Source organism: Paenibacillus sp. GL_099_B, assembly GCF_057835695.1.
Map to the genome: position 1 here is coordinate 1,753,742 of NZ_CM174430.1, position 26,220 is coordinate 1,779,961.

Here is a 26,220-nt window from a genome sequence, read left to right on the forward strand (position 1 = left end):
CAATAATTAAAATCAAAGGATACGTGAATTGAACAAAGTCGCTACGGATTTGAAGGGTTCTTTCGATCGCTGTTCAAGCCCCATTTTCTGAATTAGAAGATTATAAGGTTAAAATGGTGCTTGAAAGGCGAACACTTCGTTTCTACAGAATCCCTTCAATCCTTCGCTTGGTTCACATGTACTCTAACCATTTATTTTAAACAAGGCCTTTATATAAAGGTGGAATTGTAATAAAGGCGAAGCCTATGCCCCTATCCAGCATTCTTTTAAGAAAGGCTGGATAGGCTAGCACTTCCGAGCACTCCGTTTCTTCAGGTTTTTTCTGTCCTCTGCGTTATCGTGTACGTGATCTTGTTCAAAATTAATTCGTCAATTTATCGTTAGGATCGATATCAATTATTATCGCTATTTTCGCTCGAATCCGTATCCTCTTTCGGGATCTCCCAGATCATCTCGGTTCGGAATCCGCCGAGAGGGGATGGGCCGAATAGAAGGTAGGATTGATTGCCGAATAGATGCATGATTCGCTGATTCGTGTTCCATAGGCCACAGCCCATTTCCTCCTGCAGCGGCTGCTGCATTTTCAGATTCAACGACTCCAACTGTTCCGGGCTCAAGCCAGGTCCATCGTCATCGATGTAAATTTTGCAGAACCCGTTCGAGCTCTCGCCAGTAATCCGGATTTCACCAGATGAATACGACTTCGCCACGCCATGAATGACGGAATTCTCCACAATCGGTTGCAGCATTAATCGTGGTACGGATTGGGCAAGCATATCCTCAGGGATGTCGATGTGATATTCAATTCGTCCATTACGCAGCTTCTGGATGTCCAAATAGTTGACCAGCAGATTGATTTCTTCTTTTAGAGAAGATGTTTCTCGCTCCACTCGTGTCGTATAACGATAGTAGGCACTTAGGTTATGCGCCATAGAGACTACGGCTTGCTCGTCCTTCATCTGGGCCATGTTGATAATATAGCCAAGACAATTATACAGAAAATGAGGATTGATCTGCGCCTGTAGCTGTTTCAGCGTAGCTTCCTTGGCCCTGATTTTTTCCTGGAACACGTTCTCGATCAGGTCTTGAATCTGATGTGACATATCATTGAATCGATGGAACAAAAACGAGAATTCATTCTGATCCTTGCTATGCAGACGTACAGAATAATCTCCGCGCTGCACGCGGCGTAAGCCCTGAATCAGCTTTTTGATCGGATATTGAATGTTTCGATATAACAGAATCGAAGCGGAAATGCCCACCACAAACAGCAGAATCATAAAAAGATAGAACAAGTTCCGACTGAGCGAGATCGGCTGTAGAATCTGATAGAGGGGTACCACATCGACCAAATGCCAATCCAGATAAGAGGATTTCACCGAGCTAACCAGATACTTTTTCCCGTTCAGCTTGACGACATCCTGTGTGGTATCCTCGGTAGAGTGTTCATCCAGATAACGAATAAGTTCCTCGGATAGCTGCTTGTCTGCACTGCGGTTCAGAATAGGCGAATTTCCTTTGTGATAAAAGAAGGGATCACCTTGTCCACCTGCCTTATACGTATCCAGCATGTTCTGAATGTTCTCATAACTGAAGCTGGCTTCAATCACCAGATTGCTTCCCGTCAACATGCCCGGCTGGGCCAAGGAATCCGTAAAGAACCAATAAAAGGATTTCATATCCTCTTTGGACTCGGCACCATCACCGTATGTCCATTGTCCGCTCATATTTCTTTTCAAATAATCCTCATCATACCCGGATGTTCTATTATAGTTGGCAATGACATCTTGATTCTGCTGTGAATGCACAGCATATCGAGTGGGCCATATATCGGTAACACCGGATTGCAGCATCAGCTTTTCCTGAATAACATATCGGGTCTGCATCTTGTCATAACGATCATTCCATATGTTCAAGCCATTAAATGCTCTGACATTGGGATCTCTGGAGAGAATAAGACTGAAATCCATCATCTGATTGATTCGGGAATCGATCTGACTGGATAAAAACGTGAGCTGCTTCGTATTGGAGACCTGTAGCTCTTTGCTTACAACATCATAAGTGACGTTGTTCGAGTAGGTATACATGATAATAATGGGGATGAAGAGGACCACAATTAAACAGTTTATTTTGGCAAATAGACTAAACCGGGATCTGGACGTTCTTCCCAATGATATAAAGCGCTTCCATATATTCATAAAAAGTCTCCTTCAAATTCGTGTGTAAACAATCTCTTCAGATGATGTTCCTAACAAAACACTATCAAGCCTAACAATGTTATATAGTCAGACCTGAGAAATGCCTGATACTATTTATAGCAGAGATCCCCATTACACACAAAAACTTTTTTTGGGAACAGGAGCGCGCTATGGAGGCTAATATGGAAGCTAACCGGGTACCTCAGGCGGACATTGGGAGCAAGCCGAACAGAAAAACAAAAAAACGCTACAAACAACCATGGATTCTGCACTTGATGGTGTTGCCGGCGGCCATTATGGTCTTTATATTTTCATACATTCCGATGTCCGGGATTTTGATGGCATTTCAAGACTATAAACCTGCACTGGGTTTTTTCGATTCCGAATGGGTCGGACTGAAGCATTTCAGATACATGTGGGAGAATGATTATTTCCTGCAAATTACGTGGAACACGCTGTTTTTTGCCTGTTCCAAGATCATTATGAACCTAATTATTCCGTTTGTCTTCGCCTTATTACTTAATGAGGTACGGAAGATGGCGCTGAAAAGAACCATTCAAACGCTCGTATATCTTCCGCACTTTTTGTCTTGGGTTACGCTGTCAGGCATTCTGATCGATATTCTGGCGCAGACGGGTATTGTCAATCAGTTCCTGGTCTCCGTATTCGGCATTAAGCCAATCTTCTTTCTGGGGGATGGCAGCTGGTTCCGATTCACGATTATTGCGAGTGATGTCTGGAAAGAGTTTGGATTCAACACGATCATCTTCCTCGCGGCACTGTCTGGCATTAACCCGGCACTCTATGAAGCGGCTGAAGTGGATGGGGCAGGACGCTGGAAGCAAACGATGTATATTACCATCCCGGCACTTATTCCCATTGGGATCGTAATCGCAACCCTGGCACTGGGCAATGTGCTTAACGCCAACTTTGACCAGATCTTTAACTTATATAGTCCATTGATTTACCAACAAGGAGATATTATCGATACGTTTGTGTATAGAGAAGGTCTGCTAAGTGGGCAGTTCAGTTTCGCTACCGCCGTGAATCTGTTCAAATCGGTCATCAGCCTGATCCTGATTGTGATCTCCTACCGACTGGCTTACCGATTCGCCGGATACCGAATTTTCTAGAAAGGATGACGAACTCATGTATCATAAAACGATGCCTTACCGCATATTCAGCATAATCAACAATGTGTTACTGACCATCCTTTCGCTGCTCTGCTTGCTGCCTTTGTATCACTTACTCATGGTATCACTGAGCGCATCTGCTCCTGCCAATGCTGGACTGGTGACGTTCTGGCCGATTGGTTTTACACTGGAGGCGTATGCTAAGACGTTCGCCAATAGCAATTTCCTCTCCTCCCTGTGGGTGTCTGTGGAGCGGACGGTACTGGGAACAGGGCTTGCGTTAATCGTCAATACGATTGCAGCCTACGCGCTCTCCAAAGAGACGCGGGTGTTCCGTGCACGCAACATCTATCTGTGGTATTTTGTCATCACGATGCTGTTCAGCGGTGGTCTCATTCCGGGGTACATCCTGATTCTAAAGCTGGGACTGATGAACACATTGCTGGCCTTGATCCTGCCAGGATTGGTTGCGGTGTTCAACATTATCCTGCTGCTGAATTTCTTCCGTACCGTTCCCAAAGATCTGGAGGAAGCTGCATTTATCGATGGGGCAGGGCACTTGCAGACATTTATCAAAATCTATCTGCCCGTCTCTGTACCCGTTATTGCAACGGTTTCACTCTTCATGATGGTTGGGCATTGGAACGCATATTTTGACGGAATCATCTACATCCGTGATGCGGAAAAACTTCCACTCGCGACATTCATGCAGACGATCATCGTGCAGGCCGATATGTCGAAGCTTGATCCAGAAGCGGTGAAGAACCTGTCGCAACGGACCATAAGGGCTTCGCAGATCTTTATCAGCGCACTGCCGATCCTGCTTGTGTATCCATTCTTGCAAAGGTACTTTGTTACTGGGATCGTAGTTGGTGCTGTGAAGGAGTAGAGTCGAGTAGTGGTACGAATAGGTGTGGAAAAGGAGCTGCTGAACTGGTGGAAGGCCAGGGAGGTGGCTTCTTTTTTGCATGGAAAAAGAAATTGCACATATGTAGTGTATTACCTTTATTTGAATAAAATGGTACGATGGAAACAATGAAATAGATATCCTTTTTCATTTATATAGAGTTGTGTACGAAGTGCAGAAGTTATGATGGTTACCCTTAAAAATTTTCCAAATAATAGATTATCCCAACGTAGATCTCATGCTTTTGCGTGAAAGGAGAAATATCAATGATTCAAAACCATAACTCATGGTCCGTTTGTATATCCAGTGACTTTGAATTGAACTTTTTGATCTATGTAGCGAGTACGTATGGCCTTCTTAAAGAGGATATCAATGAGAATATTCTATGGCCTTCCAGACAAATGGTAGAATCAGATCAACTTCATCAAAAACTTGAAATACAATGGAAATGGTTCTGGGATCGCAGCATTCAACAGAAGGCGCATAAAAATAATCATCATGTATCATTTGTGCTAGGACGGCCCGACTTTGAGTTAGTTGAACAACATGAATTAAGGGAGGTATTGGTTCATTTATGGCCATCCTTTAGACATTGGTGGTACATGCCAGCGGGCGGGCAAGCTGCAATGAATTACTGGGAAGGAACACCTGACCTTATACGTTATGTTCAAGAATTTGAAGATGAAGTGGGTAGAAAAATTAAACCATTTCACTTAAATGTGGATTTAATCTATAATGGTCCCAATGAGCTGATTGAAGTAACAGAACAATACATTATTATGCCAATCAAAATTGAATATTTAATGAAGAGGGATTGGTGGATCAGTAGGTTTAAAGAACGATATTAAGAACATAAACATAACTCTGGAGTTGATGGATTACGCACATACAACCTATCTGAGTAACCATGGCATCATCGATCTTAGCATGATGGTGAAGTTTCTTCTTTCGACAGTAAAATAATGAATGACACAAATGTAGGGTCGCTCTTCGGAGCGACCTTTTTGTGTTTTAAAGGGTAGTTGTTCTTAAACTCGAGAGATTAGCGTGATGGTTAACGTGATTTATTTTCACAAAAAAGGCTTCAAGCCACCGAACTTACAACAAAACTTCAGACCTCATATAGGGGAGTAATACCGGTATGGAGTCGGGATCGCGTTATCATAATTTAGTCCCAACTGATACGCCTGTTTCAGAAGTGCCTCATAATGCTCAGGCTGCGCATCCAACGTTTCATATAAAAATTCAACGCTCGACTGGGGCACGCCGCAGTAATTGGCAATACCCACATTGAGCAGATTCGTGATCGATTCATCATAGTTTCGCTTCTTCATCTGTTCTTCCGTTACGCCCGCAAGAGCAATCCATAACATCTGCTGATGATGAAGCTTGTTCGAGCCGTAGGCAAACCCGTTGTTCATTACACGATCCACATACCCTTTCAGCATGGCTGGCAGATGCCACCACCAGAGAGGAAACACAAAAGCGACAGCATCGTGCTTCTTCAATCGCTCGATCTCCGCTTCTATCTCAGGGGAGAATACCTGATGTTCCTTGGTAAAGTCAGGTTCATCTATGCCTTGGAGAACAGGGTTGAAGCCAATGCCATGCAAATCCAATATCTCAAAATCGTGACCAGCCTCGGCAAGACCCTGCACAAAATGATCGGTAACCTGGAAGGTTAGGGAATCTTTTCTCGAATGCGACACAACGACTAATACATTCATCTTATCTTTCACTACCTTTCTGCATTGCTGTCTTGTAGCCATGAATCGCTGGCTGATGCTATTATAAACAGGTATGAAAACATCTGGAAGTACGCACTTTGATGTTCTATAGGAAGAATGAAGTGCCATAGGAACATCAAAGTACCCTGAATCACTGCCTCGAAATGGAGTTCAAATAACGAAACGAAGAGAAGTAAGAGGGTTATGATTTTACCTCGGCAACAGCTTGATGAAGGAGGGATAAAAGTTGACGGAACATGGAAAAACGAGCACTCCAAAGAAATATAAAGTCGGCGTGGAGGCGGCCTTGGAAGTGATGGGCGGGAAGTGGAAGCCTTTGATTATTTATCATTTGATGACAGGGCGAAAACGTACATCGGAGCTGCGTCGGTTGATACCGGACATCACGCAGAAAGTGTTGACAACGCAGCTCAGAGGTTTGGAAAAGGACGAGATCGTGCAGCGAAAGGTGTATTCGGAGGTTCCTCCAAAAGTGGAATATGAGTTAACGAGTTACGGTTGGGGACTCAAACCTGCTTTGGACTTTTTGTGCTATTGGGGAGAGGAGCACCTTGAAAAGGTTCACGGGGATAAGTTCAAGGTGTTGGAGGAGTTTGACTCTCCAGAGTGTTGAAGAGGCGAATTTGGTCCAGTTCAGTGATGGATGATAACGCTAATCCATTTATATGTTGGTGTTCTGTCAACCAAATTAGTCGGATAGAGAGGGATGAGTAGGTAAACGTAGAGACTTTAATCAGGGATTTCCCATAGATATGTAGACGAGAGCCAGTCTGTCCGACTAAATCTTGAACATAGCAAGTACCAATGGAGAGAAAGAATAGGAGGAATATCTTATCACATATTCGACGACTTACCCCAGAGCTGTACTGAATTTAATATGCATGCTGGCCATTGAGGTTATTTTTTTCAGAAATGTTATATTCGACGAAAATGGTATTCTGAAGTATTCCCTGATCATTATATTGACCTTTATTCTGGGTTATATCATTTTTTTGATCCGGCGTTTGTTATTTACCAAACCGAGCATTACGCTGGAAAGCGATCATGTGATCTCTACAAAACATCGGAAATACGATGCATCCCAGATTGAGTGTATTTATGTGAATTACAGACGGATTGGTATTAAACTCTATGGAAAACGGTTAGTTCCGATGGATTTATGCTTTTATTTCCAAAGAAATCAGGAGTCCGAAGGATTAGAGGAGTTACATGCATGGGCGGCACGGAATCATAAAGATATGAAACACAAGTTCTTTCAAACCTTGGCGTAGAATCGTAGTTTATTGTATTGAGACCGTATGTCATGAGGATGATGAGAGCGTAATATTGTTCCTTTTGCCGAATAAAATTTGAAAGTTCTGGAGGTGTACACGTTGAAAACAATAGAACAATTACTAACAAGTGATTGGTATAAAAACGTCATTGCCGAGCTCGTTCAGCTAAAACCCCACGTCAAGTTTGTCGAGCATGCCAACTATGAAGCAGCGCTATTAATGGATTCTTTTAGAGAGCGGAAATATGTTCTGGAGGGCTTTGGGGTCTCGTCTCCAATAGAGGAAGAATGTGTTCAGTGGATCATGGAGCAGATCGCCGAAGACAAGGACAAGATTATGTCTTATGTGGCGGCTCGATTAACGTTCAGTGAGCAATTAGACGATGATCCGGACGGGGAATTCCCAGAGGGAGAGGAGCCTGATGAAGGAGATCGATCTGAAGTTGTCGAGGTTTTAGGCTTTACGAGGTCTGTCATCGCTAAAACCATTATTGAATATGATATGGTCAAAAATCATACTAAACAATTAACAGTTTATTTTAAACGCACACGAATTCCAGGTGCAGCTAAATTCTCAACACAAATTAAAAAGCTCTACGCCTCAATAGCAAAATAGATTTTAAAAATCAGCAGGAGAGATGCATATGAGATATCGAACGAAAGAATGGTATGAGCTGTGTCAGCAGACAGGGCTTCATTTTGGGATGAGGGTACATAGAGGGGCTTACGAATTGGACGAAGCACTTTTTCTGAGGCTGTACAAAAGAAAAGAAAAAGCGCATGTAAATGTGGAACGTGAGATATATAACATCGATCCTCGTTCTATGCTGAAGCATGATGGTACGGTTCTTGTACGTGCTGACCAGTTTTTTAGTGAGGAAGCGGTAGCTGAAGAGGATAAGATGATTTATCATATGCCGCCAGAACAAAGAGCGCATATTGAGAAGCTTATTGCGGAGTATGATGTCCGCCCACCTTTTGACGAGAAAAAATGCAAAGAAGAGTATAAAGAAATGATGGAATGGAGTGTCCAAAGCCAGAAAGAGCGTTTACCCCAAAACATCGTTGAGCAAATTGCGGATATCCGTTTGTTTACGCTTGGGTATTGCACAAGAGAAATATTGCTTCAGTTAAAGAAACAGAGTGCGGAAAATACGAGAGAGATGGACCGCGTATCGAAAGAATACAGGGAGGCCATTTTAGCGCAGGATATTCCGGATGAAATTCGTAGCCGGGTTCAGTTTCATGATTGTACAGTGACGGAACTGCTGACGGGAGAGGAAGTTGTCATTCGTTTTGATACCAGTGGAGGCTTCACTAATATGAATAAACTTACGCTGATTGCACCCGAAATCATCAAGCGAGAAGGAGAGATTGTAGGCAGTTACTGGCTGTATCAGGAGTTGTATCGGATCGATAACGGATATGAGCTTCATGTTTTATTTTACGGAGAAAATATGCCTGAACTGATCGTTCGCTGTGAAGATATTCTCGCAGAAGAAGAGTGAGGCAGAGGCGACGGTAGAGAAACTAAAGCTTCTCGCAACAATAACGTTACACAAGGTGATTTTATGGTAAAAGAAATCAAAAAAAAGAGATAATACCACTGATTAAACAGGTATCATCTCTTTTTTATATGAAACGTAATGTCGATACTGGATAAGTCATCTTAATCCCAATTCCATATCTCTACTCGATTCAAATGGAAATGTTGGAATTCCGGGACCTTTGTAAGTTTCTCTAACTCTCGTACGGGACCAGTAACAACCGCGCCATATACTTGAACGCCATTCTTTTTTAAATAGGCAAGACGTTGTTTATCCAGTTCAGCACCACTGTACTCAATATGGTTTGACATCCATTCTAGATCAGACATCATGGCTTGAACCTGTTCTTTCATCTGTCCTGCATCGTCAGATACAAAGTAATTAAACCATCTTGCACCATTGTCATTGAATTCATAAAGAGGCTTAAGGCTAAGATGAGGAATATTATAGTCGAACATTCCTGCGCGTGAATAGGAAACACCAGGCTCGGTGAATTCGCCTGAATAGATCGGCATGGCGGTCACCGCAACATCGTAATCTGAGAGAAGCTGCATCAGTTGGTCGGGAGACGCTAGATTTTTCAAGGATAATGACATCTCTGCGACATGTCCATCATCAATTTTACCTAGCCGCTTAAGGCTACTACTTTCCTCAGAATCATTATGATCAGATTTACCACCCACTAGTGAATAAGGGAGATAGAAAGGGCCTGGGTTATTGCCATTCATATACGCTCCTGTATTAGTAATCGTATAGGTGAATTTACCGGTTATACTGAGTTCAGCTTGAATTTCACCTGTGATTACCTCCCATGAACCTACGTGTCGATATATTTTCAAATTAGCTTTTTGAGTTAAAAACGGGGTTACTTCAAAAGGTTGAACATTTATTTTTTTTTCTACACGAAGTCCGTCACCATGCATTTCAACAACAGATATAATGGACCGCATGAAATTGTTACGTACCGCTGATTGATCAAAATAGATATGGAGTGACGATACATAGATGTGATATACCATAAATACTAGAAAAAGAGCTCCTCCTGCATTTAGGAAAAACTTCCATCTCGTTTTCCAAACCATTCGTTTAAACTGCTTATGACCCCATTCAGGACGCTGATACTCAAAATCCTCTTCCTGAAATACACGTTCCTCATCATGTGGTGTTTTAGACATTCTCAAACGTCTCCTTTCATTTGAAGCATCTCTGCTTTGAATCGTTCTCTGGCGCGAAAAAGAGTGACCTTAACCTTGTTCATGTTCATATCCAGAATCTCGCAAAGTTCTTTATAAGATAACTCGTTCATTTCTCGTAGCACCAAAATGGTCCTATACTGTTCGGGAAGTTTCTTCATCACTTGTTGAATACGAAGGGTACGTTCACGAGCTGTGAGCACTTCCTCAGGGGAACGATATGTATTTTCTGTCGCTTGTTGCTCCATCTCTCGATTCATTTGAATTTCTCCACGATATTTACGATACCAATCAATAAATAAATGCCGAGCTACTTTGTATAGCCAGGCTCTGGCGTAACTTGCATGCTCTGCTTTCATGGATACCATGGCTCTGTAAAAGGTTTCTTGAACTAACTCCTCAGCTGTCTCCTGAGATCCACACATACGGTATAGATAGAGATGCAGGGAGGATTGGTACTGCTTGAATAGTTCGGCATATAAATCACTCCTCATTTCAAGTTTCCTCCTCCTTCTCTTTAGACAACGGGTCAAGTCAAATAATGTTACAGTAAAATTGAAAATTTTAGGAGGTTTCTTTAGAAAACTAAAATAAGAAAAAGGAGTAACCATAAGTAAGAGAACAAAAAACATATCATTAATGAGAAAGTTTAGAAAAAAACTTTTAAATGGGGCTCGAAAAACATAGTGTAGCTTAACAATGTAAAATTCTCTTGGAAAGGAACAGACCATGACCAAATCAAATTTGGATGTACAAGCTGTTTTTATGGATAGAGATGGAACAATCGGTGGGACAGGTCACTTTATCCATCCTAGAGATTTTGAATTATATCCGAATGCGAAGGAAGCAATCATGCTTTTAAAAACAAGCGGAATTAAGGTCTTTGCTTTTACAAATCAATACAGAATTTCTCGTAGAGAAGCAACTGTTCAAGATTTTGAAGAACAATTTCGTGAATATGGATTTGATCAGTCCTATATATGTCCACATGAACAAGAATGCAGCTGCAGAAAGCCGAAACCTGCTATGTTGTTACATGCTTCTGAGCAACACGATCTGGATTTATCAAAATGCATAGTTATTGGTGACGTGGGGGATACCGACATGCTTGCTGCCCATGCCGTAGGAGCGACCAAGATCATGGTGAGAACCGGCTGGGGAGAATAATCTTCATTAACCAAATTCAGAGACAAATGGACAGAGACCGAACCTGATTATATCGCAGAGGATATTTGGGATGCCGTACAATGGATCATTCATGGAAGGGAATTCAGAAAATAATTTTTAGTTCCAAGCAAGAAGAACGAGCCCGTTTGGAAAGATAACCCACTGTGCAACTGGAGTCTAAACTCACCTTATGTTTACCAAATGAATCAATATCCCAGTTATATGAGGAGGACCATATGCTAATCAATCCAACGATTAATGAGATCAATAACTTATTCAAGATGCATCATATCAATGAAGAAATATCTGGAATTCAAAGTTTGTCAGGTACCACAGCTGGACGTGTTTATCGGTTGAGTACCAATCTGAATAAGCATTATATTCTGAAATCAGATGAACCCGAACAGATTCACATCGCCCAGCAATTTTTGGACACATATAAGAATTCTCCGTTATTGCCTGAAGTTTTGTTGACTGATCCGGCTAACACTTATTTTATTTATACGTATATGGAAGGCACGACCCATTTCAACCGGGGCCAGAAAAGAGACTGGTTAACTCGTCTGGTGAAAGAGTTATTCAATACATATGTGCGTTCTTCAGATACGAAATCATGGGGCAGAATAGAGTTCCCACAGAAGACATGGAAAGAATTCAATCAGATCAGTATTCATGAAGCAAAGATGAATATCGGAAGTATTTTAACGATATATGATTATAATCTGGTTCAATCCAAAGTGGATCGGCTGTTTCATGAGGAAGAAGAGAAGTTTCTTTTGCATGGCGATACGGGGGTTCATAATTTTGTATATGCTCAAAATGAACTCATCGGCGTTATTGACCCATCTCCAATGGTTGGACCTATCCTCTATGATTTCTTGTATGCTTTTAGCTCTTCGCCGGATGATATCAACACCGAAACATTATTTTCTACGTTCGAACTTCTGGAACAGGTGGAAATGGATAAATCCAGATTGATTGAGGAAGCTCTGGTCCATCTATATTGCCGAATTGGGTTGAGTAACAAGCATCACCCTAATGATCTGCCTGAGTATTTGAAGGCATGGCAGGAATGGAAGCGATTATGTCAGGAACTTTGAACTAGCAAAGTTTTTACAGCTATTCGCAAATGCTTTAGTTCAGACTATACAAGACAGGAGAGATATCACAAGTTGGATAACAAAAGTAGTTTGAATCGTCCGAATATTTGGACGACCCCCGATATACTTCATGGCGACTTACTTGCCAGTAAAGAACTTATCTATGACAAGTGTGGCTTTGTTTGCTCACAACCACATGAAGAAGCACAAAATGCTGAATACGGGGCCTATGTGTTCACCTTAAATTCTCTCTCCATTCGATTTCGCGTCGCCAAAACCACGCCAACCAAGATTGGACAATTTGTTACCCTGTGGCAGCGGAGTGAGGATGGATCGACACATCCATATGATGTATCAGATCCAGCAGATGTATATGTCATTAGTACGCGCACAGGCAGCCACTTGGGTCAATTTGTATTTCCAAAGCATGTATTGTTACAGCGAGATATCGTATCGGATCAAGGCAAAGGTGGCAAGCGTGCCATACGTGTATATCCGCCTTGGGATAAGCCAACAAGTAAGCAGGCTCTAAAAACGCAGCAATGGCAGCTGGAACACTTTCTGGAAGTACCTGATGCCGAACCACTAAACTGTGAACATGTACAAATTCTTTATGGCAACATTCAAAAGTGAAAGAAAAAATCTGATAATAGAAATAGGATATTGGTGGGGCATGAATATGAAATGAAATATTGATCTAGATAAAATGAAGAAGAGAGGTAATCACCTATGGAAAAGACAATTAGTAGTAAAATAATAGGTCTGTTTATCTATAACGAGGAATTTAATACCTATGAACATACGGAAGGGAAAGTATATTACAGTTTAAAGCTTGAGAATGAAAGTGCTAATGTAGATGAATTGATGAATAGAGCAGAAAAACTATTCTGTCAGTCTGAGGAATTTGAAAAAAGGGCTAAGACACAGATAGCACATCATTTAATTGATTATAAAAATGATTTTTGGCCTGAATACGATGAAGATGATGAGAATTTAAATTGGGATGATGTAGATGCTGGGAAATATGATGTAACCACAGAAGACTTTGAAAGAGTCATATCGTTACTGGATATCGCATTTCTAGTGAACTATATATACTGTGAATGTTCAGATGGAGATTTATTCGGTGGACATCGGATTCATGCAAAATTTGATCATGACTATAATTTAATTGATGCAGATGTTTAGGTGAGGAAACGTTAAGCCAGTCAGCCATTATCATATCTATTGAAATTTTAGGAGAAAGCAAAGTACAAGGCAATCGATGAAATTGATACAGCAGATCTGGGGAGACATCGCAATATGAAGGCATGGCTAAAGAAAGATGAGGTGAATTCATGAATATTTATAGTCATATCAAGAAGGCTAACGAAATACTTTCGACGTATGTAATATTTGAACAGGGGACGGTACATCCACAGAGAGTTATCGAGGGGATACAACAATCCTGGAATCATATCGAGAAATTTATAAAGAATACATATCCGGATTGGACAAAATGGCTAAATGATCAACTTATGTATATGGATATCGAGGAATTAGCATTTTCAGACGACATGGTTGAGGAATCCAAAAGGTTAATCGCGAGGATGCAGGTTGAACGAGAAGTGAAATATTATTTCCATCTATATATTTCTTTGGTTGGGAATTTTCTTATTTTCCATAGATCATACCAAGAATGCTGTGATGTTTGCGAGGGTGATCTTCGATATTACACAAACTTAGGGAATGGTAATGTGGTTAAAGAGTGTAGGACATGCGGAATGTTTTATAGTGGACAGACAGGAGAACGAATTGGATCGCCCAAGGACATCGTCCTAAGACCCTCAAGAAAAAGTGAACTCGTAAGAGAAGGTATTATCTAGGATACTTAGAATGAGGTGATTAGATTTACATACACCAAAAGAACAAATGCTTTTATATTGTGTTTTACGCATCACGCAGGTGCTGGCTGATTTTGTGGGTTTGATGATGCTTATTAGACAGATTCCTCTCAAGGTGGGTGGATTCATCAAACAGGGGTTGCCGGAGTTGTTCCTCTGTGACATTTGTGGAGATTAACTGAAGGAGGTAAGGTATGACTGAAAATTTTTGTTTGAAGCATGTAGGCGCAGAAGACCCTGCAGAAGAGAATCGGATGTCCGGATTTGGTTTGCTTGATTTGTTTCAATGCGAAGTTGAGTATCACTTTAGTACGCAAGATATGAGTTTGGAAGAAGCGGAGTTATATATCCAGAACGTGCTAAATTGTTTGCCGGATAAAACAATTAATGAAATATGCAAACTATCATATGAATGGAAAACAGAGAAAATGTCGAGTGATACGGCGGAATATCCTGCTGGTTTGGCTGAAGCTGAAGGCAAGGACATTCTGGCATTCATGTCGGTTGGTTACGTTGAACTTTATCGGAACCCCTACAATTCGAATGATAAGAGCTTGGGAGCGATTCTGGGTGGAGGCACCAAATGGGACACTGAAAATGGCATGGAAATCGTGATACATGGCCATAAGGTACTTGAGGTACATGAGTATTTGGGATACGGAGAATTTGCAATCTGGACTGAAGCGGATGAGAGCGAATAGAGGCAGAAAAGAGGGACGACTATGGCGAATAGTATTTCAATGCCAGTAATCTTGACCCCACGTTTGAAACATTACGCATGTCTAAAGGATTAACGTCAGTTTTTTTAGAGGGCTTGTAATCAGTGGGTCGATATTAGCCAAGACGGCGAATCGGGAGAGAGAAATGACGATCTGGCTGGCACAGCGGGATCAGTCTGTCGTGAGGATCGGTACGGTTGGTTTCGAGATTGATGAGATACCAAGGACTATAGACACCTTTGATGAAGAAAAATAATTTATGCTACGCATGATTACTATTGCAATCATCGAAGCAGGGTGGACGAAATTAAGTTATGAACCACGTAAAGATTGGGTCATACAATGTTTGGAGCAGTTTAAGGTGATGATTTACGCCTTCTATAAACATAATGTTAATCTGGATTATTACCTGCAGTGGTCTGAGATTGAAGAGGATGATGATCCCCCAACTATTCCAAGAGGGTACTCGAAATGTGGGAAGCATGAAACGTACTTGTCATGTCATGGCTGTATTTTATGTAACAATGAAAATTAGTGAGGAGGAGAATCCGATGAGAGCCTATATACAAACTAATAACAATGGAGACTTCTATAATGTTAATGCGTTTATTGCTAATGAAGGCTTCAGTTCATTGGGGTGGGAAACCATTAAATTTTTTGATTTACGAGAGATCCAGGATAATAGCCCCGAAAGCTTACTAGTGGGAGGCATAGGCAATGTAAGAAAGCGTCTAGAACAATTAGGATTGGAAAGAGCATAAGGAGAAATAGACTATCCAGATGCCTTAGCAGGTTACCTGGGAAGAAAAGTGTGGAGTACAACGATTAACGAACTTTTTCAAGATAAAGAAAGTTGGAATGTGTTCATCAAACCGAAGGATACTACCAAAAAGTTTGCAGGAAAAGTGGTGAAAGAATACATCGATTTTATTGGACTTGTGGAGGAGAACGAGGATACTAGCATATGGTGTTCCGAGATTGTCGATTTTAAGACAGAGTGGCGTTGTTTTATACGTTACGGAGAAATTCTGGATATCAGGCGCTATAAAGGGGCATGGGATTCAACGTTGAATGCTAGCGTTATCGAGAAAGCAATTAGCGATTTTAAGGATGCACCGGCTGCATATGGAATGGATTTTGGCGTGGATCAAGAAGGAAATATGAAACTGGTAGAGATCAATGATGGTCATTCTTTAGGAACCTATGGAATCAGCCCGGTAAATTATGCGATATTCCTCTCAGCCAGATGGTCAGAATTAACGAGTACCACAGATTATCTAAGAACTTTATGACAAATGGAGATTGCCGGAAAGGAAGAGCACATGCGAAGCTCCAAATTCACACCATATTTAAGTTTCATAGGTTTTGGTTTAGTCATTCTGACCTTAAGCGTGAATGTAAGCTTTAAGGTAGGAATTGAGAAAGGTTTGGATGAAGGTTCCCTTATGCTGTTGTCAGTTGCTAATGCAGTGTTACTGGTATACCCATTGGCGTGGGGAGTATTTGCAGTACTTGAGTTCTATATGTTATGGAAAGAAAAACAAAAGATCAAGTCCAAGCTGGAACGCGGAAAAATGAACAAAGAAGAGTACTTGTATCAGATCAAGAAAGCTAAGACCAGCTTGGCGATTAACATCAGTTATATTGTCATCCTGCTGTTTCAGCTTGGTTACGTCATTATTAACTGGGACGAGGTTGATGTTTAGCCTTCTGACCTGCCTTTCCTGATTTTGAATAGTAATATACATAACATTTAGGAGGAATATTCATTGAAAGCATTATCGATCGTCAGCCTCATTTGGTTCGTATTAAATTTTTATTAATAGGAGTTCTTTTTCTAGATAGTTCGCAAGAAAGTTCGGGTGCCGCAGCAGGAATGGGAATTATGGCTGTCCTGTATGGTCTGCTTTTCTCAATTCTAGCCTTGATTATATCTAGCAAGAGAAAAAAGGCACCTGTGAATGTTCATGAACAACTGTTACAGTTAGGTGAGTTAAAAGAGAAAAATATCATCTCCGAATATGAATTTGATCAAAAGAAAGAGAAGCTGCTTTCCAAGATCAAATAGTTCAGAGATAACTTACATACAAAAATAATGGAGGACCATCTAAGATAATAGTTATCGGTGGATGCCTCCATTATTAATTATATCTTCGTTAATTAAAGGATTTAAATCAACCTTACTCATTCGTAATCTTTATCGTTTCATCAGTAATGGTCTTACCATCACTCCCCAATGCCTGAACAATCACGTGGTGATGCACAGACTTACCCGTAATATCCCACGTTAACTTCCAACCATCGTCCTCGTTAGTATCATACCCAATAAGTTCTCGTTCTCCCCAAGTCTCAGTTCCTGTTGGAACGGCCCAGAAAAGAAGTGTTTCCGCGTTGGTCGCCTCTACTGTGATATTTAACTCTGTGCTATCTGTAGGAACTACAATCCAACCTTCTTTTTCGGGATAGTTAGTCTCAACATCTGCAATCATGGGCATAGCCTCATCTCTTAGCATAACTTCAGTGTCATGATTTTCAGTAGGAACTTCTGAAGCGCAGGCTGTGAGAAGAAGGAAGAGCAGAAGAATCGGGAAAAATGCTATATTTGTCATGATGATTACCTCTTTCTATATAGTGGTATTCACAAATCCTCCAGAGTAATTCCCTCGCACTTGGTTTGACAATACGTTATATGCATGTAAACATAACAGTTAATCAATTACAGTTTAATATAAGTAAGGAGTTGTGAATCAGGATGGAACTCTTTGGAGCTTTTATAGCGTTGATCCTATGTTTTATTGTGTTTCTTATCGTTGCTGCAGTTATACGTTATGCGATAGATTCTTCAAAAACATCGAAAAGACTTGAGGATCTAATAAAAGAAGTACACTATTTGAGAACTGAAATTAAAAAACAAAATAACAATAAACAAGGCGATAATAAATATATTATTGACGAGAAAGTATAGTATAGGTGCCTATTCAAGAAGCAATACCTTGCATCATGCAGGTCGTTTTATGGAAGGAGGGTTAAGGTGCGAAGTGATTTTATTGAGCTCGTGGAAGAGAGTGATGAGAGGTACAAATGTTATGTTTTGAAAAATACAGTCCAAATATTTAAGCAATCCATAAAGGATGAGGATTTAAATGATGTCCGACTCTATATATCGACGACTATTCAGTTAGATGCAATTGCTGATGTAGTAGAGTCATATCTGCATTGGTTTACGGAGTGTGAGGCCGTATTTCGAAATTATTATGAGAATGAACTTCGTGAACAAGTACATAAGGATTGGTTTAATGAAAATTGAAGTATATCAAGTAGATATCACATTTAACAGTAAAGAGGACTACGGAGCAACGATAGCCTGTGGAGACAATGTATTACAAGGTCACATTATGATTATTGATTTTGATCGAGAACATATCCAGGCCATCCACTTAAATGGATAATCTAATTATATATACTATTTATGATGATGTTTTGTAGTCTATTGTTTTCTCTTAGCTCCAGGTAGTTAAGAAATAGGAGCAGCGTTATCAGTACAAGGATCACTGACATGAACTTTTGGAATTTCCCCATGGTAGATTTAACCTCCTCGTTATATTAAGTAAATTACGGTGTAAAACCAGTTAATTCGATACTGCCATATGTATTACATAACACCTGAATGGAATTAAAGTTACGTGCAAAATGAAAAACAGAACTATTCCTCTAACGGGAATAAGTCCTGTTTCTATTTACAACTATTAACCTCAATGATGATGATGCCCATGAGCATCCGGTGCGTCACCTTTGACGGTGCATAATACCGAGGTGTCATGCAGATGATTCTCTGATTCGACCTGCAAGGTCACGTGCTTGATTTCTTTATGCTCCAACAGATGCTCAATCTTCTGCACAAGCACCTCGGATGCGTATACATCCATCGTTCCGTCCACCACAATATGAGCGGTCAGTGCATTCAGGTTGCTGGTGATGGACCAGACATGCACGTCGTGCACGCCTTTGACGCCATCGACTTGTTTGATGGTCTGAACAAGGTCATTTACATCGACATTCGCTGGCGTTCCCTCCATTAAGATATGCAGGGATGATTTGGTGACAAAGAATCCACTGCGTAGAACTAGTACAGCTACAATGACACTTGCGAGTGGATCGGCCCAGCCCCAACCGAAGAACATCATAAGCAAAGCAGCAGCAATGGCGCCAACCGATCCGAGCATATCACTAATGACATGGAGGTATGCTCCGCGCATATTCAAGTTTTTCTCCGTATCGCTACCGCGCATCATGATCCATGCCACCAGGATATTAATGAGCAAGCCGATGATACTGATAATTAACATACCTACTGTTGCGACCTCTGGTGGGTTGATGAAGCGACCAATTGCTTCGTAAAAGATGTAAAGTGAGATGGCGATTAAGGTGACCCCATTTAACGTGGCTGCCAAAATCTCAAAGCGTCTGTACCCGTACGTTTTACCTGTATTCACCGCTTTTTCGCCAAAGGTGAACGCCAGCAAGGCGATCCCCAAAGCTATGGAATCAGACAACATATGACCTGCATCAGAGATGAGGGCTAAGCTGTTCGTCATGAATCCGCCAACAGCTTCAACAATCATATAAACGGTAATAATAATGAAGGAAAACAACAGTACTTTCTTGTTATTGGTACTACCATGATTGTGTCCATGGTCGTGGTTGTGATGATGTCCGGACATATGAGATCCTCTCCTTTGGAGCCGTGCTCCGTTATGTAATTGATTTCTTTTGTGACTACAAGTGATCTTCGGAAATGATAAAGTGATAATACATGAACATATGAGCAGTTATTCATATGTTATGGTTTTATTATAGGTGCGCCTAATAATAGTGTCAACCAGATTTAAGAAAATATAAACATGCCCGCAGGGCTCTCTTACTTGTTCGCTGGCGATTTACGTTGCTTTTGTGCTACCATCTGTGCAGGATCAATGTCGCGGAACCTATATTATTTCAACTTACAGAAAAGGGGCGGACAACAATATGAAGAATCTGCTTCTGGCGGACGACGACGCCAATATTAGAGCACTCCTCCGGCATGTCATGACCAAGGAAGGGTATCGGGTACATGAAGCACAGGATGGAGTGGAAGCAGTCAAGGTTATGCAAGCAACGCCGATCGATCTGGCGATTCTGGATGTGATGATGCCAGGTATGGACGGGCTGGAGTTATGTGATTTCATTCGGCAACATTATGACATTCCGATCATGCTGCTGACAGCACGGGATCAGCTATCTGACAAGCGGGATGGGTACTTGAGAGGCACAGATGAATATGTGACGAAGCCATTTGAACCCGAGGAACTGGTCTACCGGGTTAAAGCATTATTTCGTCGGTACCATCGTACGTCCAGTGATATCATTCGTATGAACCGCATCGTGATTGACCGGAATAATGTCGAGGTCTCCGATGGGCAATCGATTCTCTTTTTGCCAATGAAGGAGTTCGAGCTACTCTCTCAACTTGCTCAGTTTCCGGGGCGATTATTCTCGCGTGATGAACTAATTCGGTTGGTCTGGGGAGCGGATTATGAAGGCGATGACCGCACCGTGGATGTACATATCAAGCGGCTGCGTGATCGTTTTGCCGATTATGGGGATGATTTTGTCATTCAGACGGTACGGGGGATTGGTTATAAGATTGAGGTGAAAGCGCATTGAGATCACTGTATTTTCGGGTGTTCATGATTACAATCGCGGTGATTCTGGTCAGCGCCATGCTGGGTTTTCTTTTATCGAATATTTATTATCATGCGAAGCTGAAGTCTTTCAATGACGAGAAGTTAGTTGGCATCGCGACGCAAATGAAGCAGTTTGTGGAGCAGGAACCCGCTACGGTAGAGCATTACCTGGACAATGCCGCAGCGCTCGGTTACGAAATTTATGTGACGGATGGAAAAGGGAATGACCAATTCTATGGCCGCGAATTCCGCCAGAAAGATCTGGACAAGCAGGCTGTAGATCGGGTATTAGGTGGTGAGATATACCACGGCGTTGCCGAGTTTCCCAGCAAACCTTTCATTACGGGTTTCTTCGATAATCAATTGAGCAATACCGTTGGTGTTCATCTACAGATGGGCAATGCAAGTTATGCGTTGTTTATGCGCCCTGATGTTATTTTGCAGTTCGGTGAGCTGCGTATCTTTTTTGCGTTGATTGGAGCGTTTACGGTGGGCATTAGTATTCTACTCTTTATAATCAGTACCCGCTATCTGGTGAATCCGATTGAACGTCTGTCCGAGGCGACCAAGCGCATTGCCCAAGGAAACTATAATCTGAAATTGTCCACGACTAGGCGTGATGAGATTGGACAGCTGGCCCAGCATTTCATGACCATGAGTCGTGAATTGGAGCGGGTGGATCAGGCCCGTCAGCAGTTTGTATCGAACGTATCTCATGAGATTCAATCACCGCTGACCTCGATTCAGGGTTTTGCCCAACTGGTAGCGGATCGAGATCTGCCTGAACAAGAACGGGAGCACTATGCTTCCATTATTGAAGAGGAGAGCCGCCATCTCTCATTGCTCAGTAAACAATTGCTGCTGTTGTCCTCTCTGGAACAAGGTCATGAGGATTTGACCAAAGTGAGATTCTCTCTACGAGATCAATTCCGCCAATCGGTTCAGGTGCTGCAATGGCAGTTGGAAGAAAAAGAACTGTTGCTAAGGATCTCGGTACCCGAATCCATCCAGTTATATGGCAATGAAGTGCTGCTCATGCAAGTATGGATGAATCTGCTGGGTAATGCCGTGAATCATCTTCCACAGGGGAGAAGCATCGAGATTCGTGCAGAAGAGACCAATGCCCAGTGCGTAATCTATATTCGGGATACAGGAGATGGGATTGCGGCAGAGCATTTGCCTTTCCTGTTTGATCGTTTCTACCGAGTAGACCGTGCGAGAGAACGTTCTTCCGGCCGAACCGGGCTCGGGCTTGCCATTGTGCAGAAAATTATCCGCATCCATGACGGTACGATCGAGGTCTCTAGTTCGTCTGAAGGAACGGTCTTTACCGTGACGCTCCCGCAGATGTAATCTGTTATTCATTTGCCGTTCATTTTCGCCTCCTATACTTGGGTTATCAAGAGGAGGTCAGAGAATATGTACTTGGCTATTAGAGAGATGAGGTTTGCCAAAGGGCGATATGCATTAATTGCTACAATTATGGTGCTTGTATCATTTCTGGTTTTGTTTGTCACAGGTCTGGCACAGGGGCTCGCGTATGATAACGCGGCATCCATCAAAAATATGGCAGCAACCCATTTTGTTCTGGAGCAGGATTCGAATCATCGGTTTACCCGCTCCCAGGTGAATCAGGACCAGCTGGAGCAGACACGCTCCGTTGTGGGGCAAGAGAATGCTGAACCGCTGGGTGTGAAAATGACAACAGTCAGTCCAGCTGGTGACACAAAGAAGATTGATGTAACGCTATTTATGGTGAACCCGGAAGGCTGGCTGGCTCCAACCGTAACCGAAGGCTCTGCAATTACGGATCTGAAAGACGGGCAGGTTGTAGTGGATCAAAAACTGTCTGAATCTGGCGTGACGATTGGAACGGAACTGGTCGATCAAGCCTCGGGAACGAAGTGGACCGTAGGTGGATTTGTGGAAAATGAGTCCTTCAGTCACTCACCGGTTGTGTTCTTAAACGAGCAGGAATGGCTCGCTATTCAAGAAGGTTCTCGTACTTCGCAAGGAACAGCAAACTCTAATGCTCCGGTATACAATGCGATTGCCGTTAAAGATGCAGGCGAGAAGGTAGACAGCCTCAGTTCCGCTTTGCCGAATACGGAAGTGATTACGAAGTCCGATGCGGTATCCGCCATTCCTGGGTACAAGGAAGAACAGGGCTCACTGCTCATGATGATTGCCTTTTTATTTGTCATCTCGGCGTTTGTGCTTGCGGTATTCTTCTACGTCATCACGATTCAGAAAACGAGTCAATTTGGTATTTTGAAAGCCATTGGAACGCGAAATTCATATCTGGCCGGCAGTGTTTCATTGCAAGTATTGCTTCTGTCCATCGGCAGTCTGGTGATCAGTGTGCTGTTGGTTCAGCTATTTGAATCGATCTTGCCAGCTTCAATGCCGTTTCAATTAAGCTTGTCCACCCTGGCACTAACCTGTGTGTTATTCGTGGTGATGTCTATGGCGGGTTCGCTATTCTCGGTGTGGAAGGTTACCAAAATTGATGCGCTTGATGCGATTGGGAGGACAGCAGCATGAGAAACCGACTGGTATTGCAGGGAATTACACAGACATTCGAAGATGGCGGGGTCAAACGGACGATATTGGATAAATTGGATCTTAAGGTGGCCGAAGGAGAGCTCGTCGCGGTCATGGGGCCTTCTGGCTCAGGCAAAAGTACATTTCTGTCCATCGCAGGTGCACTGCTTGAACCGACGGAGGGACAGGTTATGCTGGATGGCGCATCGATTATGGGCAAAAACAAACAGGACATATCCGATGTACGGCTCCAGCAGCTCGGGTTTATTTTTCAAAGTGCCAACCTCATTCCGTATCTGAAAGTGGAAGAACAACTGATGGTGGTCGCCAAGCTCGCTGGAACGGACAAAAACAAGGCAGAGAAGCGGGTCGATGAGCTGCTGGATACGGTAGGTTTATCGCATCGACGTAAGGCATATGCCGAGAAGCTTTCCGGCGGAGAACGCCAGCGGGTTGCCATTGCCAGAGCTTTGATGAATGATCCAGCCGTCCTGCTCGCGGACGAACCGACAGCCAGTCTGGATGCGGAACGTGGACTAGATATTGTGGGCATGATTGCACGGCTCGTGAAAGAACAGGGTAAGAGTGCAGTCATGGTTACGCATGATGAGCGGATTTTGCCGCTATGTGATCGGGTTCTCTTTTTGGAAAACGGGAAACTGGTACACCATTAGTGCTCAGAGTGGATCGTGTAAACATTCTTAGTTTAACTGAAATAACATTAGAAGGTCCATGGATTCCCGATGGGAAAAGTGGCCTTCTTTTTTCTTTTTTGATCTATAATGAGAGATAGAACTTATAATGGAAGATTTATTTTACATAGAGAGGATCGGATAGAAAAATGAAGACTTTGGAGCGGGAACAGTTCCCGGCGCTCAGCACATCGATTTATTGGGGAATTGTTAAAGCGGAGTTTAGATTGAATGACATCGTGGATGAAACGCTGGTAAGCAATGTGAGCATTATCCCGTTTGTGGGGGAACGAGTGGTTGTTTTTCAGATCGATAACGGAAAATGGGAGCTGCCCGGAGGAACGTTGGAGGTAGGAGAGAAGTATATGGATGGACTGCAACGTGAAGTGATGGAGGAGCTCGGAGCCAAGTTGGTCACGTATCAGGTGTTTGGACAATTTCATTGCATGTCGAGTGCACCTGAGCCGTATAGACCGCATATTCCACATCCTCATTTTGTGAGAATTATTGGCTATGGAGAAGTTGAGCTGGTCGGTAAACCATTGAATCCGGCAGATGGGGAACAGGTAATTGCCGTAGAGGTTGTGGAAATTGGTGAAGCGATAAGGAGATTTGAAGAACAGAATAGATATGATATCGCGGAAATGTACCGATTGGCCTATTTGCTGCGAGAAGAAGCAAACGGTGAGTAACTGGAATGCTAGTTTATTCTTAAATCTTAAATCCTACAAACTTCGGAGGTTATGATGATTAGAGTTGAAATTAATGAGTTGCTGGATGCTCTACCGGACCATGAACTGAATGTGGTGTACTCGCGAATCGAGCTTGTGCACCGCAAATATATGTATAACAAAAATTTGGAGGACAAGGGGGTCCTTGTGACTGAATTGTGCGAGGAATCCGAAGAAATTATACAGAAATGGGATAACACATTTGCCAAGAACATCAGTGAAGAGGTAAAAGAGGCTATCTATTATAGCCAGTACAAGTGGCATATGTTCAGTTATGAGAAACAGGATTGCCTAACAGACGATGCAGCACGAGATGCTTTCAATGCCGAAAATAAAAACGAATTGTATGTCATGTATCAACATACACCATTCATACAGGTATTTCAGAATGCGAATAAGGTCATCGCAGAAGATTTTGATTCGGAACAGGACATTTATATTTTTGACCAAGAATTCACGTGGACGTATGTACATACCCATGAATCCAGGTGCGGACCGTATTTTTATAAAGTGAAGTAACAAGGAGCAGTAAGGAGTCACGAGTGAGGAGTTTGGAGTCCACTTATTAAACACACGAATATCTGCCGGAGGAGCCATCTGATGCGTAAGAGGTCGATTAAAATATTCAGACGCGCCATGCTTAGTATTCTTTTACTCGTAATAATCGCTCTGATCTTTCCCACATGGACCCCTGAGATCAAGGGAGAGAATAGTATCAGCACGTTAGGACAGGTCGAGATCAATGGTGTTGGTCATGAGGTTATGATTCGCGGGGTAGATCGGAACAATCCTATCCTTCTTTTTGTACATGGTGGCCCTGGTTGCTCCGAGATTCCTTATGTAAGGAAGTATCAGCAGGAGCTTGAACAGCATTTTACCATTGTGCATTATGATCAACGTGGAAGTGGAAAGTCATATCATTTGTTGGAGGATTATTCGGATGTGACTTCAGATGTGCTTGTAGATGATTTACTGGCTTTAACGGATTACGTTACTGCCGAACTGGGGCAAAGAAAGGTTATGCTGGTCGGTCATTCATTTGGTACATACATAGGGACAAAAGCGGCGGCCAAAGCACCCGAAAAATTCATTGCTTATATAGGTATTGGGCAAATGGCTGATACTGTGCGGAGCGAGTCGGATAGTTTGGAATATACGATCGCACAAGCGAAACAAGCCGACAACACAGCGGATGCGGAAAGTCTGGAACGTCTTCGTGGTCCGATTGAGCGAGGCGAGCAGTACACACCAAGAAAGTTGGTTCGCAAATATGGCGGTGCAGCTAGGCTTATTGATGACAACAGAGATTATACGCTCGGCTTCCTTCTAGGAACCGAATATAATGCGCTGGATGTGATTCGGTATTCGATGGGAGTGCAGGCTACACAAGAAATTCTCCTGAAGGAGGGGTCCACCAACCATTTGCCAGACATTGTAGATCAGCTGGAGATACCGACTTTTTTTGTTATGGGAAAGTATGATTATATGACGTCTGTGGATGCGGCAAGGGATTATTTCGATGAGCTTGGAGCACCCGAAAAAGATTTTGTTGTATTTGAAGAGTCCGCTCATTACCCACAGTTTGAGGAGAAAGAACGATTTGCAGCGTGGTTGATAGGGGTATTTAACTTTTGAATAAGCGAGGGATCTTAATGGGCCAAC

Annotated in this window: 29 protein-coding genes and 1 pseudogene; 24 read left to right on the top strand and 6 right to left on the bottom strand. The window is 42.4% G+C overall.

Annotation, left to right across the window (positions count from 1 at the left end; all coding sequences use genetic code 11):
• Positions 1–392 precede the first annotated feature (392 nt).
• A complete protein-coding gene (locus tag AC3ITG_RS08075) occupies positions 393–2,198 on the bottom strand; it encodes a sensor histidine kinase (protein WP_489253404.1) in 1,806 nt (601 codons plus the stop codon).
• Between the two features lie 275 nt (positions 2,199–2,473).
• Between AC3ITG_RS08075 and AC3ITG_RS08080 the strand changes: the two genes are divergently transcribed.
• From AC3ITG_RS08080 to AC3ITG_RS08090, 3 genes are all read left to right on the top strand, one after another.
• Entirely contained in the window at positions 2,474–3,331 is an 858-nt protein-coding gene (locus tag AC3ITG_RS08080; RefSeq protein ID WP_371129260.1) for an ABC transporter permease, read from the top strand.
• Positions 3,332–3,347: 16 nt separating this feature from the next.
• Positions 3,348–4,220 (top strand): carbohydrate ABC transporter permease, encoded by an 873-nt coding sequence (locus tag AC3ITG_RS08085; RefSeq protein ID WP_488731307.1) that lies wholly within the window; start codon positions 3,348–3,350, stop codon positions 4,218–4,220.
• 284 nt (positions 4,221–4,504) lie between these two features.
• The gene (locus tag AC3ITG_RS08090) at positions 4,505–5,086 is read left to right on the top strand and encodes a hypothetical protein (protein WP_489253405.1); all 582 of its coding nucleotides are present in this window, start codon (positions 4,505–4,507) and stop codon (positions 5,084–5,086) included.
• Positions 5,087–5,356: 270 nt separating this feature from the next.
• Here the strand turns inward: AC3ITG_RS08090 and AC3ITG_RS08095 are convergent, their stop codons facing one another.
• The gene (locus AC3ITG_RS08095; RefSeq protein ID WP_489253406.1) at positions 5,357–5,965 is read right to left on the bottom strand and encodes an NAD(P)H oxidoreductase; all 609 of its coding nucleotides are present in this window, start codon (positions 5,963–5,965) and stop codon (positions 5,357–5,359) included.
• Positions 5,966–6,281: 316 nt separating this feature from the next.
• On the opposite strand from AC3ITG_RS08095, the gene AC3ITG_RS08100 reads away from it, so the two are divergent.
• The 3 genes from AC3ITG_RS08100 (at position 6,282) to AC3ITG_RS08110 (ending at position 8,767) form a co-directional block, all read left to right on the top strand.
• Positions 6,282–6,599 carry a winged helix-turn-helix transcriptional regulator gene (locus AC3ITG_RS08100; RefSeq protein WP_176854745.1) on the top strand — a complete coding sequence of 106 codons (318 nt, stop codon included), beginning with the start codon at positions 6,282–6,284 and terminating at the stop codon, positions 6,597–6,599.
• Between the two features lie 760 nt (positions 6,600–7,359).
• Positions 7,360–7,875 carry a hypothetical protein gene (locus tag AC3ITG_RS08105; RefSeq protein ID WP_269054885.1) on the top strand — a complete coding sequence of 172 codons (516 nt, stop codon included), beginning with the start codon at positions 7,360–7,362 and terminating at the stop codon, positions 7,873–7,875.
• A 28-nt stretch (positions 7,876–7,903) separates the two neighbouring features.
• Positions 7,904–8,767, top strand: coding sequence for a DUF4085 family protein (locus tag AC3ITG_RS08110; protein WP_489253407.1), 864 nt, complete (start codon positions 7,904–7,906; stop codon positions 8,765–8,767).
• Positions 8,768–8,928: 161 nt separating this feature from the next.
• Here the strand turns inward: AC3ITG_RS08110 and AC3ITG_RS08115 are convergent, their stop codons facing one another.
• Positions 8,929–9,981 (bottom strand): anti sigma factor C-terminal domain-containing protein, encoded by a 1,053-nt coding sequence (locus AC3ITG_RS08115; RefSeq protein ID WP_090954236.1) that lies wholly within the window; start codon positions 9,979–9,981, stop codon positions 8,929–8,931.
• A gap of 2 nt (positions 9,982–9,983) precedes the next feature.
• Entirely contained in the window at positions 9,984–10,493 is a 510-nt protein-coding gene (locus tag AC3ITG_RS08120; RefSeq protein ID WP_079696400.1) for an RNA polymerase sigma factor, read from the bottom strand.
• 235 nt (positions 10,494–10,728) lie between these two features.
• Between AC3ITG_RS08120 and AC3ITG_RS08125 the strand changes: the two are divergent.
• The 9 genes and pseudogenes from AC3ITG_RS08125 (at position 10,729) to AC3ITG_RS08165 (ending at position 16,936) form a co-directional block, all read left to right on the top strand.
• Positions 10,729–11,280: pseudogene (locus tag AC3ITG_RS08125) on the top strand (HAD-IIIA family hydrolase).
• Between the two features lie 122 nt (positions 11,281–11,402).
• The gene (locus AC3ITG_RS08130; RefSeq protein ID WP_489253408.1) at positions 11,403–12,266 is read left to right on the top strand and encodes a phosphotransferase; all 864 of its coding nucleotides are present in this window, start codon (positions 11,403–11,405) and stop codon (positions 12,264–12,266) included.
• A 72-nt stretch (positions 12,267–12,338) separates the two neighbouring features.
• On the top strand, positions 12,339–12,899 hold the full coding sequence (locus tag AC3ITG_RS08135) for a MepB family protein (RefSeq protein WP_489253409.1): 561 nt from the start codon (positions 12,339–12,341) through the stop codon (positions 12,897–12,899).
• Positions 12,900–12,995: 96 nt separating this feature from the next.
• Positions 12,996–13,454, top strand: a complete 459-nt coding sequence (locus AC3ITG_RS08140) for a DUF2262 domain-containing protein (protein WP_269054878.1) — start codon at positions 12,996–12,998, stop codon at positions 13,452–13,454.
• 889 nt (positions 13,455–14,343) lie between these two features.
• Entirely contained in the window at positions 14,344–14,850 is a 507-nt protein-coding gene (locus tag AC3ITG_RS08145) for a DUF6985 domain-containing protein (RefSeq protein WP_400346778.1), read from the top strand.
• A 569-nt stretch (positions 14,851–15,419) separates the two neighbouring features.
• The gene (locus AC3ITG_RS08150) at positions 15,420–15,629 is read left to right on the top strand and encodes a hypothetical protein (protein WP_489253410.1); all 210 of its coding nucleotides are present in this window, start codon (positions 15,420–15,422) and stop codon (positions 15,627–15,629) included.
• 6 nt (positions 15,630–15,635) lie between these two features.
• Positions 15,636–16,160 carry an ATP-grasp domain-containing protein gene (locus AC3ITG_RS08155; RefSeq protein ID WP_489254441.1) on the top strand — a complete coding sequence of 175 codons (525 nt, stop codon included), beginning with the start codon at positions 15,636–15,638 and terminating at the stop codon, positions 16,158–16,160.
• Between the two features lie 30 nt (positions 16,161–16,190).
• Positions 16,191–16,574: a hypothetical protein gene (locus AC3ITG_RS08160; RefSeq protein WP_488731312.1), complete on the top strand. Its 384-nt coding sequence runs from the start codon at positions 16,191–16,193 to the stop codon at positions 16,572–16,574.
• A gap of 92 nt (positions 16,575–16,666) precedes the next feature.
• Positions 16,667–16,936 (top strand): SHOCT domain-containing protein, encoded by a 270-nt coding sequence (locus AC3ITG_RS08165; RefSeq protein WP_489253411.1) that lies wholly within the window; start codon positions 16,667–16,669, stop codon positions 16,934–16,936.
• 112 nt (positions 16,937–17,048) lie between these two features.
• Here AC3ITG_RS08165 and AC3ITG_RS08170 read toward each other — a convergent pair whose 3' ends face one another.
• Positions 17,049–17,477 (bottom strand): hypothetical protein, encoded by a 429-nt coding sequence (locus tag AC3ITG_RS08170; RefSeq protein WP_489253412.1) that lies wholly within the window; start codon positions 17,475–17,477, stop codon positions 17,049–17,051.
• 143 nt (positions 17,478–17,620) lie between these two features.
• Between AC3ITG_RS08170 and AC3ITG_RS08175 the strand changes: the two genes are divergently transcribed.
• A complete protein-coding gene (locus AC3ITG_RS08175; protein ID WP_063564054.1) occupies positions 17,621–17,833 on the top strand; it encodes a hypothetical protein in 213 nt (70 codons plus the stop codon).
• A gap of 331 nt (positions 17,834–18,164) precedes the next feature.
• On the top strand, positions 18,165–18,317 hold the full coding sequence (locus AC3ITG_RS08180; RefSeq protein WP_489253413.1) for a hypothetical protein: 153 nt from the start codon (positions 18,165–18,167) through the stop codon (positions 18,315–18,317).
• Between the two features lie 303 nt (positions 18,318–18,620).
• Here the strand turns inward: AC3ITG_RS08180 and AC3ITG_RS08185 are convergent, their stop codons facing one another.
• Positions 18,621–19,589 (bottom strand): cation diffusion facilitator family transporter, encoded by a 969-nt coding sequence (locus tag AC3ITG_RS08185; protein WP_489253414.1) that lies wholly within the window; start codon positions 19,587–19,589, stop codon positions 18,621–18,623.
• Positions 19,590–19,893: 304 nt separating this feature from the next.
• Here AC3ITG_RS08185 and AC3ITG_RS08190 point away from each other — a divergent pair, with 304 nt between their 5' ends.
• The 7 genes from AC3ITG_RS08190 (at position 19,894) to AC3ITG_RS08220 (ending at position 26,193) form a co-directional block, all read left to right on the top strand.
• On the top strand, positions 19,894–20,571 hold the full coding sequence (locus tag AC3ITG_RS08190; protein ID WP_063564057.1) for a response regulator transcription factor: 678 nt from the start codon (positions 19,894–19,896) through the stop codon (positions 20,569–20,571).
• The gene (locus AC3ITG_RS08195) at positions 20,568–21,944 is read left to right on the top strand and encodes a sensor histidine kinase (RefSeq protein WP_090808415.1); all 1,377 of its coding nucleotides are present in this window, start codon (positions 20,568–20,570) and stop codon (positions 21,942–21,944) included. The genes AC3ITG_RS08190 and AC3ITG_RS08195 overlap by 4 nt, the downstream gene beginning before the upstream one ends.
• 66 nt (positions 21,945–22,010) lie before the next feature.
• Positions 22,011–23,135, top strand: coding sequence for an ABC transporter permease (locus AC3ITG_RS08200; protein ID WP_489253415.1), 1,125 nt, complete (start codon positions 22,011–22,013; stop codon positions 23,133–23,135).
• Complete coding sequence (locus AC3ITG_RS08205; protein WP_090894823.1) at positions 23,132–23,809, top strand: ABC transporter ATP-binding protein; 678 nt, start codon at positions 23,132–23,134, stop codon at positions 23,807–23,809. Before AC3ITG_RS08200 ends, AC3ITG_RS08205 begins: the two co-directional genes overlap by 4 nt.
• Before the next feature lie 167 nt (positions 23,810–23,976).
• A complete protein-coding gene (locus tag AC3ITG_RS08210; protein ID WP_489253416.1) occupies positions 23,977–24,519 on the top strand; it encodes an NUDIX hydrolase in 543 nt (180 codons plus the stop codon).
• Between the two features lie 51 nt (positions 24,520–24,570).
• Positions 24,571–25,077, top strand: coding sequence for a DUF4275 family protein (locus tag AC3ITG_RS08215; protein ID WP_489253417.1), 507 nt, complete (start codon positions 24,571–24,573; stop codon positions 25,075–25,077).
• An 81-nt stretch (positions 25,078–25,158) separates the two neighbouring features.
• Positions 25,159–26,193 carry an alpha/beta fold hydrolase gene (locus AC3ITG_RS08220; protein ID WP_489253418.1) on the top strand — a complete coding sequence of 345 codons (1,035 nt, stop codon included), beginning with the start codon at positions 25,159–25,161 and terminating at the stop codon, positions 26,191–26,193.
• Positions 26,194–26,220: the final 27 nt, after the last annotated feature.